The 14,846-nt window shown below is 64.9% G+C and carries 11 protein-coding genes; all 11 read left to right on the top strand.

Translation table 11 applies throughout. The features are described 5' to 3' along the window. Positions 1-6: 6 nt before the first annotated feature. The 11 genes from DEIPH_RS04860 (at position 7) to DEIPH_RS19665 (ending at position 14,765) form a co-directional block, all read left to right on the top strand. Positions 7-7,191 (top strand): phage tail tape measure protein, encoded by a 7,185-nt coding sequence (locus DEIPH_RS04860; RefSeq protein ID WP_034354750.1) that lies wholly within the window; start codon positions 7-9, stop codon positions 7,189-7,191. Continuing rightward, positions 7,191-9,131, top strand: coding sequence for a hypothetical protein (locus DEIPH_RS04865; protein WP_034354753.1), 1,941 nt, complete (start codon positions 7,191-7,193; stop codon positions 9,129-9,131). The genes DEIPH_RS04860 and DEIPH_RS04865 overlap by 1 nt, the downstream gene beginning before the upstream one ends. Then, entirely contained in the window at positions 9,124-9,906 is a 783-nt protein-coding gene (locus DEIPH_RS04870) for a phage tail family protein (protein WP_034354756.1), read from the top strand. Before DEIPH_RS04865 ends, DEIPH_RS04870 begins: the two co-directional genes overlap by 8 nt. A 99-nt stretch (positions 9,907-10,005) precedes the next feature. Continuing rightward, positions 10,006-10,401 (top strand): hypothetical protein, encoded by a 396-nt coding sequence (locus DEIPH_RS04875; RefSeq protein ID WP_034354759.1) that lies wholly within the window; start codon positions 10,006-10,008, stop codon positions 10,399-10,401. Then, entirely contained in the window at positions 10,389-10,778 is a 390-nt protein-coding gene (locus DEIPH_RS04880; protein WP_034354762.1) for a hypothetical protein, read from the top strand. The genes DEIPH_RS04875 and DEIPH_RS04880 overlap by 13 nt, the downstream gene beginning before the upstream one ends. Then, positions 10,765-11,109: a hypothetical protein gene (locus tag DEIPH_RS04885; protein ID WP_034354765.1), complete on the top strand. Its 345-nt coding sequence runs from the start codon at positions 10,765-10,767 to the stop codon at positions 11,107-11,109. The genes DEIPH_RS04880 and DEIPH_RS04885 overlap by 14 nt, the downstream gene beginning before the upstream one ends. Then, positions 11,106-11,906 (top strand): M15 family metallopeptidase, encoded by an 801-nt coding sequence (locus DEIPH_RS04890; protein WP_034354768.1) that lies wholly within the window; start codon positions 11,106-11,108, stop codon positions 11,904-11,906. Before DEIPH_RS04885 ends, DEIPH_RS04890 begins: the two co-directional genes overlap by 4 nt. A gap of 5 nt (positions 11,907-11,911) precedes the next feature. Next, positions 11,912-12,442 (top strand): hypothetical protein, encoded by a 531-nt coding sequence (locus DEIPH_RS04895; protein WP_152544804.1) that lies wholly within the window; start codon positions 11,912-11,914, stop codon positions 12,440-12,442. Beyond that, positions 12,439-12,675, top strand: coding sequence for a hypothetical protein (locus DEIPH_RS04900; RefSeq protein ID WP_034354774.1), 237 nt, complete (start codon positions 12,439-12,441; stop codon positions 12,673-12,675). Before DEIPH_RS04895 ends, DEIPH_RS04900 begins: the two co-directional genes overlap by 4 nt. 260 nt (positions 12,676-12,935) lie before the next feature. Continuing rightward, positions 12,936-13,718, top strand: a complete 783-nt coding sequence (locus tag DEIPH_RS19145) for a TIGR04255 family protein (protein WP_161636035.1) — start codon at positions 12,936-12,938, stop codon at positions 13,716-13,718. A gap of 492 nt (positions 13,719-14,210) precedes the next feature. Then, complete coding sequence (locus DEIPH_RS19665) at positions 14,211-14,765, top strand: hypothetical protein (protein ID WP_152544805.1); 555 nt, start codon at positions 14,211-14,213, stop codon at positions 14,763-14,765. Positions 14,766-14,846 lie beyond the last annotated feature (81 nt).

Below are 14,846 nucleotides of genomic sequence, written 5' to 3' on the forward strand. Positions count from 1 at the left end.
AGGGACATGTCCTTGGCCGACGAGATTCTTCTCAAGCTGAACGTTCAGACCGTCGGTGCCGACAGCGTGAAGGGGCTGACCAGCAGCGTCTCCCAACTGACGACCGAGATGCGCGCGACGGACAACGCCCTGGGCATCAGCGGGCAGACTCTCCAGGCTCTCCGCGACCAGCTCTTGCAAGCCTCACGCGGCTTTACTGCTGGAAGCCAGGAGGCACTGAGCCTCGCCCGCGCCGCTGGGCAGGTACAGGTCCAACTCAACGCCGTCACCCGTGCCGAGCGCCAAGTGGCTACCGAGACGGAACGGCAGGCGGCGGCCACCCGTAAGGCCGCGCAGGAAAACCAACAGTACGTCGTCACGACCCGCGCGATGGAGCAGGCCCTTGAGCGGATTCAGGCCGAAGTCCGGGCCGGGATCGTTGGAAGCGACCGCCTGAGTGCCGCGCTGAGAGGACAGCGGACGGAGTTGCAGGGCCTGATTCAGGGTGTGGCGCGGGGCGGTGCCGCGTATGACGAGTACGTGGGCTACCTGGGCGAGGTCACGCGGGAGCTGGGCCGGATGGACCGGGCCATGACCACCCCTGGACGCCTTCAGGGGCTGTTTGGCGGTCTGTCCCAGGGCATCCGTTCCAGTGGCCTGCTAGGGATGTTGGGCGACCTGGGCGGTGGGCTGGGAGGTATTGAGGGAAGACTGGGCAGCGTGGCTGCGGCTGCTGGGCCGGTCGGAATTGCCATTGGTGGGGTCACGGCGGCGATTGGCGTCGGAATCGGGGTAGTGAATAGGGCCGTTAACGAGTACGCCAAGCTGGAATACGCCCTTGCCAAGATCAGCACGCTGACCGATAAGACCCCGGCGCAACTGGGAGCAGTTAAGACGGAAATCCTCAGTCTCAGCCGGGAAATTGGTATGAGTTACGAGGACCTGGCCGAAGGTGTCCGGGGGGCCATTGGAGCCTCCGTGCGCGGAACAGAAGAGATGAGTCAAGCACTGAGCTTCACGCGGGAAGCGGCGAAGCTTGCTGTTGCTGGGAATACGACGACAGCGGCCAGTGTCGATCTTTTGTCCAGCGTCATGAATGCCTACAAATTGAGTGCGTCTGACACGCGGTCGGTCTCGGACGGCCTGTTTGCCGCTATCCGTGACGGCAAGATGGAAGTCAACGAACTGACGCAGAGCATGGGTCTCGTGACTGCCATGTCTGCCGACCTGGGCGTGCCGCTTCAGGTGGTAAATGCTGCCCTGGCGACGATGACTGCCAACGGTATCAAGACCAGCAGCGCAGTGGATTACCTGCGCTCAGCGTTGAGTTCGATCCAGAAGCCAAGTAGTGAAGCGGCTACCCTGGCAGACAATCTCAATCTGAAGTTTGATGCTCAGGCGCTGGCCTCCAAAGGACTGGTCAAGTTCCTCCAAGACGTGATTGTCGCCACTAAAGGCAACAAGGAGCAGATGGCAATTCTGTTTGGCGGCGTGGAGGCGCTGTCAGCGGTCACGTCTATTGCTTCCGGCAATTTTGACCGGATGAAAACTAACCTGGAAAACCAGGCAAAGGCCGCAGGTTCCACAGAGGCGGCCTACAACAAGATGGCTGGGACGATCCAAAAAGAAAGCGACCGTGTAGCTGCCAATTGGAAAACGCTATGGGCCAATATAGGGGAGGCTTTTGCCCCCTTTAAAGCCGGCTTTATGAAAGACATTGGCGACATGCTCAACAGTGTCAATGAGCTGTTGGAAAAGTTTAACCGGGGCCGGAATGAGAGCCGGGCCGCTGAGAACGTCGCCAATCTGGAAAGTGAACTGCAAGCCAAGCGAGAGTACCTGGCCGGTGGGCGCAAGTTCATCAGCGGGGAAAGCCCGGTGGCTGACCCGCGCCTGCGCCAAGACTGGATAGACCGCCGTTTGCCCAACACCCTGCGTGAGATTGCAGACCTGGAGCGGCGCATTACTGAAGCGAGAACGGCGGTAGCGCAGATTCGGGCAGAGAATGCAATCTATGCAGCCGCTCACGGCACTGCCCGACTTCCCAGTGGGGTGCAGGGGCCGAACTTTGGTGGGGTACTAGCCGCTCCTGCGGAGGCTGTTATTGTCTCCGGTCAGGCACTCGCCTCCCTCCTGGGCATGGGGGGACGCCGAGTCCTGAATGACTTCGGCGTCAGCGGCAAGGATTACCACCATGACGGCGCCGTGCGGGCAGACGCCACCCATAACGGCATTGACTACGGTGCCCCACGCGGCACGCCCATCCTGGCCCCCTTCTCTGGCACGCTGTCTTTCCGAGAGGATGCCAAGAACGGGAAAATCTTTGAGTTGGTCGACGCCGCTGGTAACAAGCTTGTTGGCCTACACTTGAACGCTTTTGACGCTGAGGTGGTCAAGGCGCTGACAGCGGGTGGCAGGAAGGCTATTGAGGTTGCCCAGGGCGCGCGTATTGGCACCGTGGGGAACACCGGCAGTACGGCGGGTAGTGCCCCCCACCTGCACCTGATGGGGTACGCCGCAGGAAGCGCGAAGCCCATCAACCCCACCAGCATTCAGTTCCGTGGTGGGGCAGGAGAAGGTGCATTTGCAGATAGCGGGTACGGCAGGAGAGATGGCGCGGGCGGTCCAGGCGGGGGGGGCGATAAAGACACCCCCGTCACCGCCGCCCAGATCGTCCGCGCCCAGCAGCTCACCGCCGCGCTGGAAGCGGCTCAGGCGGCCCTCAAGAAAGACCCCAAGAGTGTCCCTCTCACGCAGGCCGTCATCACCGCCACACGCGAGTTGGAGAAGTTTCAGAAGGCCAGCAGCGGCAACGCCGAAGCCCTGAAGGCCATTCAGAAGGAAGGGGCCAAGACCAGCGGCACGTGTATCGCCAGCTCTGCCGAACTGAGAAAATACGGCACAGACGCCCTGCGCCTCTACAAAGACCTGGAGACGGCGCAGAAAACGGGCAGCACGGCCCAGATCAACGCCGCTGAACGCGCTATCGCCACGTGGCAGGGTGAGGACAAGGCGAGAAAAGCTGTTTTTACTGCTGAAAGCGCCGCCTACCAAATCCGCGTCAAGAACCGTGATGCCGACACGCAGCACACCCAGCGTGCTGCTGCCGCCTACACCGCCGTTCAGCAGGCCATCCGTCAGCAGGACATGAAACGCGCCCAGGACGCCCTGGCCGACCTCAAGGACCAGCAAACGGCCCGCCTCGCCCTGGAAGGCAAAACCGCCACCGACCGGGAGCGCATCGCCAAAGAGACGAATCCCCGCATCCTGTCAGCCACCTACGCGCTGAACGCGGAAATCAAGCGTCAGGCCGATGAGCAGGTCACCGTGTGGCGCAAGAGTGCGGAAGCGAAAGCGCTCGGCGCTGTCGCCGCCGACGCCGAGATGAACCGCCGTCTCGGGGTAAACCGGGAAAATGAACGGCAAGCAAACGTCAAGGCACAGCGTGAACAGCTTCAGGCCGTGCAGCAGGTCAGCGCCCAGCGCCAACAGGAGGAAAAGCAGCTTCAGCAAGAGCTTTCCGGCCTGAGGGTGGAGAAAGCCCAGCAGACCTCCACCCGTCTCAAGACCATTGAAGACGCCGACGTGAAGGCGCACGAAGGCAGCCTTCAGCAGCAGCTCGAACTCACCCGCAAATACTCTCAGGCCCAGTTCGAGCGTGCAGAGCAGATCGCGCGTGCCATTCGCAACAAGGCGATTGCCGACGCCAAAGGCAAGCCGAATGAGTCCGCCCTGGTAGATACGGCGAACGAAACCTACCGGACAGCGGTGGAGACGGCCCGCATCGCCCGCCTGAACGCGGTGCAGACGGCGCAGAAGGCCGTAACGGAAGGGGTGAGCAAGGAACGGGAAGCCGTCACCGCGCTGACCGACAAGTACCGCCAAGCCCAGGATGCCCTTCAGAAAAAGGCCGACGCGGGCACCCTCACCGCTGAGGATATGGCTGACTACGCCCGCACGCTGGCCGGGTACTGGCAGGAAGCTGGGAAGGCAGGCATCAAGGCGCGGCCCGAAATCCTGGCGGCCCACGCGGCAGCGCGGCAATTCGCCAGCAGCGCCACCGACCTGAACGCGGCTTCTATCCTGTTCGGCCTGAACGGGGCGAAGGCTGTGGCAGACGGCAGCAGCGAGGCGCGGAAGGCCGTGAATGACGTGCGGGTGAGCCTGGATGACCTGCTGGCGATTCTGCCCGAGGGCGAGGAGGAAACCCGCACCTTCGTGGTCGCGATTGCCGACCTGGAACGTCAGGGCCTGCTGGCGACCGGGGCCATGCAGGGGCTGAATGAAGCGATAGCTGCCCGCCTGGGCCTCAAAGAGGGCGAGCGGGCTGGGGATGACGCGCTCGACCTGGTGCTGGCCAACCCCAGCGAGTACGGCGACAGCGGGCGCGACCGGCAGGCGGCTCAGGTCGCGGCCCAGGCGGCGCAGCGCCAGACGGCGGAAAGCCTGAGGGATACCTTCCTCGCGCTGGATGACGCCACCCTGCAAAACGCCGACGCCATGCAGGTCTACAGCGACATGCTGGACAACGCGGCCCAGTCGGGCGGCATCACGGCTGAGCAGTTCAAAGAACTGAAGCGCGTTCTGGACACCCTGAAGGGCAATCCAGGCGACGACTTCAGCGAGTATCTGAACGTTGCCGACGGCGGGCGGGGAGACCTGAACCCAAAGAACAAGCCCGCGCCTGTACCCAGCTTCGAAGCGCAGCAGGCCGAGGCCGCCCGCCTCCAGACTCTCATGGAGCAGACTGAGAACCTGGGGCAGCAAGCCGACCTCTGGCGCGACATCCTCGACGGCGAGCAGAAGGCGGGCGGCATCAGCGCGCAGCAGGCCAGCAACCTCCTGCGCGTGCTGGACGTGACGGTCCAGATTCAGGAAGCGGGCAAGGAAATCGAACGCACCCTGGCAATGGGGCAGATGCTGGCCCCCTCGGTGGAAGCGGCTTCGGCCCTCTATGACGGGTTCGCGCAGGGGACGGTCGGCACTGGGGAACTGCGCGAGGGTCTGGCGCGGGTCAAGACCGAGTTGCAGGCCCTGGCCGATGCGGGGGACGAGACGGCCCAGGCCCTGATTCGTTCCTTCGACGACACCGCGCAGGCCACCTACCAGCTTGAAGACGCCATTGCCGAGGGGCAGGGCCAGCGCCTGGAAGCCCAGCACCGCACCCGCACCATCAGCGAGCGGCGCTACATCGACGAGCGCGAGCGGCTGGCTCTGGAAGGGGCGCAGCGGGTCTTCGAGCGCGAAACCGAGGGGCTGGAAGAGGGGACGCCCCAGTACCGGCTGGCCCAGCAGCGCCTGGAGAACGCGCGGTTCGCCGCAGCGCAGGACGGGGCCTCGGCCCGGCAATCGCTGGCCGAGCAGGAAATCAACACCTTCGCGGGCTACGTCCAGCAGGCCATCCCCGGCATTACGGCGGCCATGCAGGCGCTGGGTGGCGCGTCTGAGGAGGTCGCCGGGGCCTGGGGCGAATCGCTCTCCAGCATGGTGAACGACGTGGTGAACTTCGCCACCGCGATTGCCAAGGGTGACTACATCGGGGCGGCGATTCAGGCGCTCACCTCGATCTTCACCTTCTTTGCCCGGAAGGCCGCAGAAGCCCGCGCTGAGCTGAAGCGCACCGCTGACTACAACAACCAGTTCAAGTTCGACAAGGGCGGCTACGGTACGCGCGACGTGACCGCCACGACCACCGGCTTCCTTTTCTGGCAGAAGACCGTCTACACCGAGAAGATCGATGAGGTGGGGAAGGCGCTGGCCCTCAGCTTCGAGGGGGCCGTGGCATCTGGGGTTCAGAACGGCCTTCAGAAAGCCGTTGACACCGGGGACGTGTCCTTCCTCGAAAAGTCCATCAACTCTGCGATGAAGGACGCGGCCATAAAGGGCCTGATCGATGCCTTCATGGGCAGCGCGTCGGTGGCCGCCCTGATGGGGCCGCTGGTCCAGAAACTCATGGAAGCGTTCAAGAGCGGCAACGCAGACATGATTGCCCAGGCCGTGAACGACTTCAAAGTAGGCGTCTCCGGCCTGAAAGATGAGCTGGGCCAGATCACGGCAGTCGGTCAGGTGATCGACGACGCCCTGGCTGACCCGGAAGAGAAGCTGCGGCGGCTGGCCGACCTTGCCCGCGATCTCACTTCCCGCCGCCTGAACAACGAACAGACCGCGCTGGAAATCCAGCACACCGCCGGTCTGGTCAGCACCGAGGACTACGAGCGCCGCAAGCTCGACCTGGCGCTGGCCCGCATCCGCGCCGAGATGGAGGCCGCCCTTGCCGCTGAGGGTCTCACCGCTGAGCAGATCGCGCTGATCCGAGAACAGTACGACCTCCAGGCCGGGCTGGCCCAGGCTGAGTTCGACGCCGCCAGCCGTCGCCGGGCCGACCAGTTCGCCAAGGACCTTTCCGGCCTTCAGATGAACAACGCGGAAACCGCGCTGGGCATTGAGGAGCGGCTGGCGCTGAGCCTCGCGGGCACCGAGGAAGAGAAGTACCAGGTCCAGCTCGCCTATGCCCGCAGGCGTCAGCAGCTCACCCTGGACCGCCTGGCTGTCGAAGAGGCTGTCGAAGAGGCCGGGGTAGATGCGTCTCTGGCCGGGGCCGACGCGATGCTGATTGCCATCCGCGAGAAATACCGTATGGCACGGGAGGCCGCTGGAGCCGACCTGACCGTCATGGAACGTGAACACGCCGCGCAGCTCGCGGAGCAGGCCCGCCAGAAGGCCGAGGAAGTCCGTCAGGAAGCCGAACGCCAGCGCCAGCAGGCCGAGCAGACCGCGCAGAGCTGGCGGCAGGCTCTGGCCAGCGGGGTGCAGGCCCTGCTCTCTGGGGATTCCCCGCTGGACGCCATGTACAAGGGTGTCCGGGACCGCCTCGCGCAGGCGATTCAGGAGGGCTTCGTGGTGAAGCGGATCCTGAGCCAATTGGATCCGCTCTTCGCCCAACTGGACAGTGCCCTGGGCAAGGGGCTGGACCCTGGGGCGATCATCCGGCAGCTCGGCGCGGCCCTGCCGGGTCTCAGCGTGCAGATGACCACCGAACTGGGGCCGCTGCTGGCCCTGTTGAACAGTGCGATTCCCGATCTCACGCGGGCCGTGAACGGCAACACCGCCGCCGTGAAGGACATCCAGTACAGCCAGACCACCATCGTCGAGGCCGCGTCCAGCGTGCCCACCGACAGCCTGCTGCGTGCCCGCTTTGCGAGGTTTACCTGATGTACCGCGTCACCTTCTCCCGCCCCGGTGCGGCCCTGCCCTACGAGATCGCCTACTGGCGGGGTGCGGGGTTCCACGCGCTGGCTGAACTGGTCCCCCTGGGCGGCACGCTGGAGGTCCTGCCGGGGAACCTCTCCGGTTCAGGCCACCTCACCCTGAACCGTGTCCCGGACCGGGGAGGGCAGCGCCTGCGCCCCGGTGACTGGGTGCGCGTCTACCTGGGGGACGCTGCCGCCGCTGTCTATCTGGGGGAAGTGGCCTCCGCCCCCTGGGAGGAGGGTCAGGGGGACGTGCAGCTCACCCCCCTGAAGGACCGGGTGGCGAAGGCCGCCTGGCGCGGCGACCTGGCCCCCGACGGAAAGACCGTCCTTCCCTTCCGCGCGAAGTTCAGGCCCTACCTTCAGGGCGTTCTCGCGCGGGCCGTGCTGCCTCCCGGCGTGACGGTGGGAGAGATTCCCGAGGTGAATGCCACCTTGCAGGCCCTGACGCTCTTCGAGCAGGTCGGGGACACCTTGGCCGCTGCTCTGCCGGCTCTCTCCGGGGGTACCTGGGGCGTGAACGCGGCGGCCCAGGTCAAGGTGCATCAACTCACCGATGCCCTGACCCACCGTTTTACCCGCGAGGTGTCCGACCGACCCGCTGCCAAAGTCGGGGACTATGCCAACTGCGTGCGCTTCGAGTACGCCCGGCCCGACGCGACGCGCGCCTTTTTTGAGCTGCGCCTGCCGCTGGAAATCGCGCTGTTCGGGGAGGCGTGGGCGGAGGAAACGTTGCCGGCCAGCGTGACCACCACGCAGACCAATCCCTACGCGGGGACCTTGCAGGGCGTGCAGCTCACGCTGGGGACCACGCAGGCACCGGGATGGACGACCCCGCAGTACCTGAACCAGCCAGCCACCTCGCCGGTCTGGGCGGGCAAACTCGCGGACGGCGTGAACACATCGCTGGCATGGGGGACGGCGCGGCAGCTCCGGCAACTGGGCGAGGAGGCGGTGACGGTCCTCGTTTCCAGCGGAATCACCACCCCGTACATCACGCGCCCGCTGCCAGGGCTGGCCCTGGAGACCGTGAAGGGGGGCGTAGTTTCTTCCGTGTACGTGAGTCCCAACGACGACAGGTATCCCGGCTGGGTTGCCCTCGCCTCCAACTCCGGCACCTTCACGCTGCGGTACACCGCCGCGAGCGTGACCGCGTTTCGCAACGCCACTGGACGGCTGCCAGAGGGGTTCGACATCCGCTTTTCTGGCGAGAACGTACAGGTGGAATTGACGGCAGCCCCCACCGCCGACCCCGTCCGGACAGTGCGCCTGACAGCGCCGGTCGCGCTGGTCCCCGGTACGGCCAGCTACCCACGCTACGCGCCCACCATCACCCCCCTCACCGTGCAACCGGGGGCGTCCATGACGTTTCCGATCTCGTATCAGTGGCGCTCGGGCGACACGGTCAACACCAACGCCGCCGTGACGGGTGTGACAGCGGTGCTGAACACCACCCCGGCGACCATGCAGCCCCTTACGCGCCTGGTCGATGACCCCGACACCGGCCGCCGCCGCTGGGCACTCCCGGCCGATTTCCAGCTCAGCGGCCTACAACTCGCGGGCGACCCGGCCCAGATCGGCTGGATCGGCATCAACCTGACCGACGAGGCGGGCCTCGCGGCCTACGCCTATGGCCTGCTGCGCTGGCGGACGGACGTGGTGCGGTCCTGGGTGGGGCGCTACCCGGACCTCCGTCCGCTGGAGGTGTCCGGCATGGCCCGCTTCGACACACCGCAGGGGGACACCGATTTGCAGGTCACCCGGGGGGTCTACGACCTCACCAGCCTGCGCAGCAGCATCGAGGCCGGGACGCCGCAGGCGCTGGACGATGCCGAGGCCCTGGGCAACGCTTTTTTGAGTGTGGAGCGCACCTTGAGAAAACCGGGGGGAACAAATGGGTAATGGCCTGTGGCAATGGCTGGATGGGGAGCGGAACGTGCGGCTCGACCTCCAGCGCTGGACGGTGGACGAGGCGTTGCAACTCACGGACGAGGGCCTGCCCGACCTGGCCCCGGTCGGCACAGTGCAGGACGTGCCGGGGACGGGCCTGCGGCTGTATGTGGGCGGGGAGGGCCTGCGGGCCGGGACGTACACGGTCACGGTGGCCGCGCATGGCCGCACGCCTGCCCTGGCTCTACGGCTTCAGCATGAGGTCGTGCGGGCGGCGACCCTGACCCGCTTCGTTCGTCGGGGCGGTGCAGAGCTGCCGATTGCCCGATTTTCCCGCATCAGCCGCAAGTGGCGCGGGAACTGGCAGGTGGGCAGCGCGGTGGACGTGGCCTTCGAGGCCTCCTCGCCGTACTGGCTCCTTCCGGTAGTGACGGTGCCGCTGGTCGCGGGTGCGAACACGGTCAAGGTGGAGGGGGACGGCCCCGTCTCGCCTCGCCTGAGCCTGACGGCCTCGCAGACGGTGACGAATCCGCAGATCACGACGGACGCGGGGGTGACGCGCTGGCTCGGGACACTGAACGCGGGGCAGACACTGGTGATCGACGCCACGCCGGGCGTATGGAGCGTGACGGTGGGCGGGCTGGATGTGCGGCTGGGCCTCCAGGGGCCGCAACCGCTGCTTCAGGCGGGGACGCGGGCTGTCACGCTGGGCGCGAATCTGAGCGGCGTGCTGACGTACAGGCCGGGCGTGCTGGACCCGAGTGGCGTGTCGCCTGAACCCACCTGATCCACGTTCCTCCGTCCCCACATGCACCGGCCAACCCCCTCGAACTCGAGGGGGTTCCTTTTGTCTGTCGGGTGTCACGCCCCTTGCCACCCTGAAGGCATGGCCCCCCGCCTCCTTCTTCTCGCCGCGCTGCTGCTCATGCCAGCCGGAGCGCAATCCACGCCCCCCGTGCCCGCCCTCTCGCCCCCCACCTGTCAGGTCGAGGCGCGGTGGACGGGACACCGCTCCTCCTTCGGCCAGTACCTCATCGAGATTCGCCTGCCGCCCGACTGCCCCAGAGACGCGGGCCGCCTTGCCCGCATCGTCACCCGCCAGGGCGGCATCCTCCCGCCCATCGGCTACTTCCGGCTCGGGGCTGGCTACCCGCGCGCCCTCCGGTACTGGGTGCTCAGCCCCGCCTACGTCAAGGACCGCTTCGCGCCCAACGACTGGCGGGCGGTGCCCATTCAGCGTGCCCCGTGGACCTTCTTCAGGGGGATGCCGTGGACCCTGTGATCCCCCGCCGACTGCGCACGCAGGTGCAGACCGGGCAGACCATGCTGGCGCTGGCCGTGTTTATGGCGCTGCCGGTCGCCAAGCCCACCCTCTGGATTCTGGAAATCTGGGGGAATCTCAGCCTGCCCGCGTGGCTGTGGCCCGGCATCTTTGCCACGGTCGGGGCACTGCTGCTGCTGACCCGCCGCAGCCGGGTAGGGATGGCGGGCATGATGGTGGCGGCCGTCCTGTACTGGACGATTGCCGGGGCGAGTTATCTCACCATCGGCTGGAACGCCTTCGCGGTGGTGTCCGCTATTGCCGGTCTGCACGCCGTATGGACCGCGATTGACCTGAAGGCCCGCGCCCGTGCCGAGGAGCGCCGTGGGCGGGATTGACGCGGGGCAGGTGCTCGCGTGGATTACGGGCATCGGCACCCTGGTGGTGGGTCTCTGGACCCTGGTAGGCCGCAGCAAGGACACGACGTTCGCCCGGGTCGTGGGTGAACGCGACCGCCTGGACAAGCGCGTGGGCGAACTCGAAAAGGGCCGTGAGGAAGACCGGGCGCGGCTCGACCGCGTGGAAGCCGAGCTGGAAGCGCTGCGCCTCGACCACAAGACCCTGCTCGACTTCCTGCGCGACATCTGCTCTGGCCGGTTCGACAGCGACTGGGTAAAGGGCCGGGCGCGCGACCTGCTGGACCGCTTCGGCGGGGGAGGGACACCATGACCTACGATTTCGCCAACGCCATCAAGGCCCGCCCCGCGCAGTCGGAACTGATGCGGGTGCTGGGGGACCCCCGCGGCCCGCGTGAGGTGCGCGGCGACCGGCGGGGCGCATTCATCGCCGATCCGGCCTGGGCGCGCAGCCACCTGGTCCGCGTCTCCACCGACCAGCTTCCCGGCTGGCCCCGCTATGGGGGCCGTCCCGTGAGTGCGGTGACCCTGCACCGCATCGCCGCCGACCATCTGGTCGCCACCTGGGCAGAGGTCTGCCGCCGTGGCCTGCACACCAGGCTGCGCAGCTACGACGGGGCCTTTGTGCCGAGGCATATGCTCTGGAATCCGGCGAACGCCCTGAGCGTTCACGCCTGGGGCCTCGCGCTGGATCTCGACGCGGCCTGGAACGCCTACGGGATTCCCCATGACCGGATGCAGATTGACCGGGACGTGGTGCGCGTGTTCGAGGAATGCGGCTGGACCTGGGGCGGGCGGTGGTCTGAGTCGGACGGCATGCACTTCCAGTTCACGGACCCGCTGCCGGGTACGGACGTGCCTACCTGGCAGGATGCGGTGGCCCAGGTCGCCCCCTCGCCGCCTACCCCGTCTGCACCTGTCGCCCCAGCACCGGCTCCCGCCCCACCCACCAAGCTCTATGTGCAGCTCCGGAACCCGGACGGCACCCTGCGGCCCGACTGGGTGAGCGTGCCCGTGGACAGCACGGGCCGCCTGATGGTCGGGGCCGACCGCCAGCCCCGCGCCTACTACGTCACGGCGGCCCTGGCTGCTACGAAAGGACTGGAGTGATGGACATGGCCTTTCCCTATCTCGCGCAGCTCGGCCTGGCGGGCACCGTCTTCGTGGTGCTGATCGGCCTGCTGCACCTGGGTCTGACCCAGTTCTTCAAGACCACTCTCCGCCGCTTTGGCGCAACTGTTCAGGGGAGCGCGGTGCTGCTGCTCTCGCTGGCGGTGGGGGCGTTGCTGGGGGCCGTAATGCTGAGCCGGGCGGCGACGGTCCTCGACATCACCCTGCCTGAGCCGTGGGGCGGCATCGTGGCTGGGCTGGTGCTGGCAGCCACGGTGAGCGGGCTGGTAAGCTACCAGGAACAGCGGGCGGCACAGAAACAGCGCGGGCAAATCACACCGGACATCCTCGCCGGCATCCTGGCCCAGGCACAGCAGGCCGCGCCCAACGTGACGGTGCAGGTGCCGCCCCCTGCCGCTCCCATCCCGCCCACAACTTCCAGCACCGGGGAAGCCCTGTCACCCATCACGCCCGAGGACCTCGCTAGGACTCGGACGGACTGGCCCCCCGTATCTGGCCTGGACACCTACCGGTGAGACGCTTTCGCCTCGTCCGCAGCGAGGACGTATCCGGGTGCAGCGGCACCGGGATCGTTGCCGAGGGCGTGGAGTTTGGGGACGGCCGCGTGGCAATGCGCTGGTGCCGTTCGCCGTGCAGCACCGGCACGTATGACTCGGTGCAGGACGTGGTGAGCCTGCACGGGCACGAGGGGCGCACGACGGTGCAGTGGCTGGACGTGCCGGAGCTGGTGGGGGTGGGGCGGGGATAACGGACAACTTGCGCCAAACGGTGCGCCCCACCCTTGCCGTTCTGGCGGGGTGGGGCGCTTTGTCGTTTACTCTCTCCCCATGCGCCCACGCGATCCCACCCTAGTTGACGCCGCCCCCCTCGCAGCGTTAAGACTCGTCCCCCAATTGGAATGTGGTTAACTTTGCCTGACATGGGCAGAATCGCTTGGAGAAACATGAAACGGCTCATGCAACCCCATGCCATGTTTCGGCGTATGAGAGTATATGGGAGGCGAGGGTAGTGGAATCACACGACAAATTGGCGCGACCTCTTGTCGTGGAAGTTGTGCTGGAGCTCCGGTTTGCCCCTCGCCACCCCCTCGACGACTATCTGAATGCCCTCAGGGACCGTATTGGCGATAAGTACCCCCACATGGAGTGGGCCTCCTATTCCGGGGTGGAGTTTACCCTCCCAAATTCTGATCAGCTGGCTGCAGGAGAGCTCCCAAGCGTGGCCCAGGTTCAGGAAGAGCCTCATTTTCCGAAGGTTCGGCTCAAGAATAGTGAGGGGATGGTCGTGCAGTTGGGGGAGGGGATCGTGACCATTAACTGCACCGCCTATCAGGGGTTTAGCCTATTCTTCTCCGAAGCAATGCGAATACTTGGGGTTCACGGTGAGCTGGCACGTCCGGAAGGGTACCTCCGCATCGGCCTCCGCTATATCAACCTTGCTCCGTTGGGAGATCCTCGACAGATGTTCACATGGGCGCTGCCAGCACCAACGATCGAAGTGCCAGGCCTTATGCTAGGCATCCGCGAGAGCTTCCAGCAGCTGCTGGTCCGCTTCGGCGATCTCGGCTTTCAGAGGATTGTTGTTGGCGCCCCCCAGTTGGTGGGGGATCGCCAGGGGATAGTTCTCGATATCGATCACTTCACCGACTTGGGGGAACTAGCCAGCCCGGATGTGGCAGCTTTGGAGAAATGGGTCGGACAAGCACATAGCTGTATATGGGCAACATTTGTGGGGGCCCTCAACCCAGATTTCTACGAGGAGCTACGACATGACCACACTCCATCCCAATGACGTTCAGTACGATTTTTCGGCCGTGATCGGCCAGAGGGTCACGGCGAACGATTTTGCAGTTGCGGTCACCCAACCAAAGCCAACTCGTGTCACCTGGACCCGTGCACTGGCTCTCACTGCAAGTAGCGTCCTCATCGCCCAACCGAGTGCAGTTCTGCCTTCAGCCCGAATGGGCCTAGAAATACGCTCCTCTCTCCTCGAAGGAGGCCAGACAATGCAGGGCAACAATTACGGCTTCCAGAGAGTCGAAGGGAGGCGAGGTAGAGCTGCGAGGGCTCAACGCCTACGGCAGACGCATGGGCTAGATCTCGGTGCTATCCGAGAGCGTTTCCTTAGCGGCCCACTCGCTTCTGGCCCCGCCCAGGTAGTTGAAGAGGACGTGGCGCTCGCGACCGCACCCCTGGCGATGACTGTGGATCTGAATAAGATCAAGGCGGGCCGGGAGGCACGGCGGGCAGCCAAAAAAGCGAAACGCAGTGGCGAGCTTGCTTAATGTATAGACAAGCTCCAACCTCTCCAACCCAGGGAAGTGTTGTCCAAGCCGTTTACTTTGACGCGCTTGATGACGAATATCCTGCCGTTATCCTCACCCCCACATGTGACATTGAACAGCATAAGGTTAACTTCTTTACGTGCGTAGCGCTGAGACCATTTCCAGAAATGGCAGAGCAGTTCCTGGCGGGACCATGGAGAGATGTGGCTTATGAGGGTGATAAGCGAAGACCCCAACTAACTAAGAAACAATCCGAGAGTCTCGAAAAAAAGTTTAGGAGCCTCTTCTCTCAAAGGGAGCCACGATACCATTGGTTTGATCCATGGATTCCTGGAGGGGATGGTTATGTAGCCGACTTTCAGTTAGTCACCTCTGTCACTACAGAGGAGATGTCCAGTCTTGAAGTAGTAGCACAATTAAACTCAGAATATTTAGAGGCACTACCAGCAAGGTATGTCAGCTACATGGGCCGAATTGGTACTCCTGATAGAGGAGCCGAAGACTACAAAGAGCATTTTGAAAAGATGATTGGCAGAAATTTTGAAATTATGTAGCCCCCGCTCCTGCGGGGTCTTTTTATTCTGGGAGGAGTATGTGCAACCTTTGTACTATAACCAGGGAGCTTTTCAAAAGCG

The sequence above is a fragment of the Deinococcus phoenicis genome (assembly GCF_000599865.1).
GTDB lineage: Bacteria > Deinococcota > Deinococci > Deinococcales > Deinococcaceae > Deinococcus > Deinococcus phoenicis.

Bases quoted from the DNA above. Each gene is read 5' to 3' on its own strand.
- DEIPH_RS04860 (WP_034354750.1), top strand. From the start codon at position 7: ATGTCCTTGGCCGACGAGATTCTTCTCAAGCTGAACGTTCAGACCGTC.
- DEIPH_RS04865 (WP_034354753.1), top strand. From the start codon at position 7,191: ATGTACCGCGTCACCTTCTCCCGCCCCGGTGCGGCCCTGCCCTACGAG.
- DEIPH_RS04870 (WP_034354756.1), top strand. From the start codon at position 9,124: ATGGGTAATGGCCTGTGGCAATGGCTGGATGGGGAGCGGAACGTGCGG.
- DEIPH_RS04875 (WP_034354759.1), top strand. From the start codon at position 10,006: ATGGCCCCCCGCCTCCTTCTTCTCGCCGCGCTGCTGCTCATGCCAGCC.
- DEIPH_RS04890 (WP_034354768.1), top strand. From the start codon at position 11,106: ATGACCTACGATTTCGCCAACGCCATCAAGGCCCGCCCCGCGCAGTCG.
- DEIPH_RS04895 (WP_152544804.1), top strand. From the start codon at position 11,912: ATGGCCTTTCCCTATCTCGCGCAGCTCGGCCTGGCGGGCACCGTCTTC.
- DEIPH_RS19665 (WP_152544805.1), top strand. From the start codon at position 14,211: ATGTATAGACAAGCTCCAACCTCTCCAACCCAGGGAAGTGTTGTCCAA.